Source organism: Micromonospora phytophila (assembly GCF_023656545.1).
Lineage (GTDB): Bacteria > Actinomycetota > Actinomycetes > Mycobacteriales > Micromonosporaceae > Micromonospora > Micromonospora phytophila.
In genome coordinates this window covers 1-2,603 of the sequence record NZ_JAMOKF010000521.1, presented here as the reverse complement: position 1 = coordinate 2,603, position 2,603 = coordinate 1, and the positions used below count along the sequence as shown (strand labels likewise).

At 75.2% G+C, this 2,603-nt stretch carries 3 protein-coding genes; all 3 read right to left on the bottom strand.

The window, feature by feature from the left end:
* A partial coding sequence (locus NCC78_RS30690; protein WP_250798901.1) for an SIS domain-containing protein occupies positions 1-253 on the bottom strand: 253 nt, incomplete at its 3' end.
* Positions 253-1,470 (bottom strand): glycosyltransferase, encoded by a 1,218-nt coding sequence (locus tag NCC78_RS30685; protein WP_250798900.1) that lies wholly within the window; start codon positions 1,468-1,470, stop codon positions 253-255. The genes NCC78_RS30690 and NCC78_RS30685, both read right to left, overlap by 1 nt.
* Positions 1,455-2,438, bottom strand: a complete 984-nt coding sequence (locus tag NCC78_RS30680; protein ID WP_250798896.1) for a glycosyltransferase — start codon at positions 2,436-2,438, stop codon at positions 1,455-1,457. Before NCC78_RS30680 ends, NCC78_RS30685 begins: the two co-directional genes overlap by 16 nt.
* Positions 2,439-2,603: the final 165 nt, after the last annotated feature.

Below are 2,603 nucleotides of genomic sequence, written 5' to 3'. Positions count from 1 at the left end.
TTTCGGCGTGCAGGGCGATGGCGGACAGCGGTTGGCGGTCGTCGCGGAGTTTGCCGACGAGTTCGGCGGTGAGGTGCTGGGCCTCGGCGGCGCTGCCACCGTTGCCCGCCACCAGCAGCCGACCACCCCGGGCGAGGGTCCAGGCCAGCTCGGTGCCCCAGCCGGAGAGCCGCTCGGCCACCTGCCGGTACGGCAGCAGCGCCGCCGCCAGGTTGGCCAGGTGCGAGTCGAGGGTGGAGAGCGCGCCGGTCATCAGGCCACCGCCGGGGCGGGTCGGCCGACCGGGCTCACCGCGGCGTAGACCGCGCCGAGCTGCTCGGCGCAGCGCTTCCACGAGTAGCGGCTGCGGATCCGGTCCAGCGCCGCGGTCGCGTACGCGAACCGGCGCACGTTGTCGGCGAGCAGGCGGCGGATCGCGGCGCCCAGCGCCCGCGGGTCCCGCGGCGGCACCAGGTCGCCGGTCAGCCCGTGGACCACGGTGTCGGCGATGCCACCGACGTTCGTGCCGATCACCGGCACGCCGCAGGCCATCCCCTCGAGCGGGGTCAGCCCGAACGGCTCGTACCAGGGGGCGGCCACCAGGATGTCCGCCGAGCGGTACCAGCGGCCCATCTCCTCGCGGGGCACCGCGCCGAGCAGCTTCACCCGGTCGGCCACCCCGCAGGACTCGGCGAGCGCGTTCAGGCGGCGGGCGAAGCTGTCGGCGGGCAGCAGGTCGGCCGGCGGGCCGCCGGCCACCACGCACTCCGCGTCCGGCACGGCCGGCAGGGCCCGGATCACCTCCTGGAAGCCCTTGCGCTCCACCATGCGACCGACGGTGAGGATCCTCGGCCGGGCCGGGTCACGCGGGGCGACCGGACCGTCGGGGCGGAACATCTCCTGGTTGACGCCGGAGGGGACCAGCGCCATCCGGGACCGGGGCACGCCCAGCCGGACCAGTTCGCCGATCTCGTCCTGGCACTGCACGATGACCCGGTCGGCGGCCCGGCCCAGGGCCCGTTCGTAGCCGATCCGGCCTGGTGGACTGGTGTCGCGGGCGCCCTGGTGCCGCCGCTTGACGGCGCCCAGCGCGTGGTACGTCAGCACCACCGGCACCCCGGTGCGCCGGCCGGCGTGCAGGGTGGCCAGCCCGCTCATCCAGAAGTGCGCGTGCGCCACGTCCGGCGTCCAGTCGCCGCCCTGCCACTGGCCGACCAGCCAGCGCCCGAACTGCCCCATGTGCGGCAGCAGTTCGTCCTTCGGCACCCGCAGCGCCGGCCCCGCCGGCACGTGGCACACCTGGTAGCCCTCCGGGGCGGGCACGGTGTCCGGCAGGGTGGTGGAGTCCCGGCGGGTGTAGACGCGGACGTCGTGCCCCTCACCGACCAGCGCGGCGGCCAGTTCCGCCACGTGGGTGTTCTGCCCGCCGGCGTCCTCCTCGCCGAGGACGGCGAGCGGGCTGGCGTGCTCCGAGATCATCGCGATGCGCATGTTTCCTCCTCCATCAGCCGGTCCCAGTCAGCGAGGAACCGGTCCAGCCCGAAGCGTTCCTTCGCCACCTCGCGACCCCGCGCCCCCAACCGGGACGCCGCGTCGCGGTCCGTCATCAGCCACCGGGCCGCCTCGACCAGCGTGTCCACCCGCGTGGAGAGCACCCCCGCGTCGGCCGGCACCGCGTCCACCGCCTCGGTGGTGGCCAGCGCGACGACCGGCATGCCGATGGACATCGCCTCGATCAGGCTCAGCCCGAGCGACGTCCACCGGCACAGGTGCAGGTACGCCCGCCGCCGGGCCACCTCGACGTGCATCCGTTCCTGCGGCAGGTCGTCGTGGCCGGTGACCGGCAGGCCGGCCGAACCCGCCGCGGCGAGCGCGTCGGGCAGCCCGGCCACCCCCATGCCGAAGACGTCCAGCGGCGCCACCCGCGCGAAGCGGGGCATCAGGTCGGTGCCGGTGACCCGCCACCGGCGGACCGGCTCGTTGGTGACCACGGCGAGCCGGTCCAGCTCGCCGCTCCACTCGACCCGGGGCGGCACGATGCCGTGCTCGATCACGGCGGTGCGGGTGGCGCCGGTGTCCCAGAACAGCTCGTTGAAGTGGGTGACGTGGGCGACGAGCAGGTCGTCGCGGTCGGCCATCGGGTGGCGGGTGTTCGGCACGTCGCCCTTGGGGGTGTTGTGCTCGACGTAGACGGCCGGCACGTCCCGGCCGGGCCGGCGGCCGAGCCACTGCTCGGCCAGGTCCAGCTCCTCGGGGCGTTGCAGGACGACCAGGTCGACGTCGGCGGTGGCCAGCTGCTGGGGAGTCACCTCCACGGCGTTGTCCGGCCAGGGGTACGTGCGGGCCCGGCCCAGGCCGTACGGGCCCCGGTCGGGCGTGACCGGCACCAGGTACCGGTGTCGTCCGTGGACGAACGAGGTCGTCCAGGAGCCGTGCACGTGCCAGAGCAGAATGTTCATGCCTCTCCTCAGCAGGTGTCGCGGGGTGGTGGGCGGTCGGGACGGGCCGGCGGCGCTCACGTGGGGGACGGGGAGGCCAGGACGCGGACGGCCTCGACCACCTCGGCCGGGTCCAGCCCGGCGAGGCAGGGGTGCTCGGGCACGGGGCAGACCGCGGCGCGGGTG

Bases quoted from the DNA above. Each gene is read 5' to 3' on its own strand.
- NCC78_RS30685 (WP_250798900.1), bottom strand. From the start codon at position 1,470: ATGCGCATCGCGATGATCTCGGAGCACGCCAGCCCGCTCGCCGTCCTC.
- NCC78_RS30680 (WP_250798896.1), bottom strand. From the start codon at position 2,438: ATGAACATTCTGCTCTGGCACGTGCACGGCTCCTGGACGACCTCGTTC.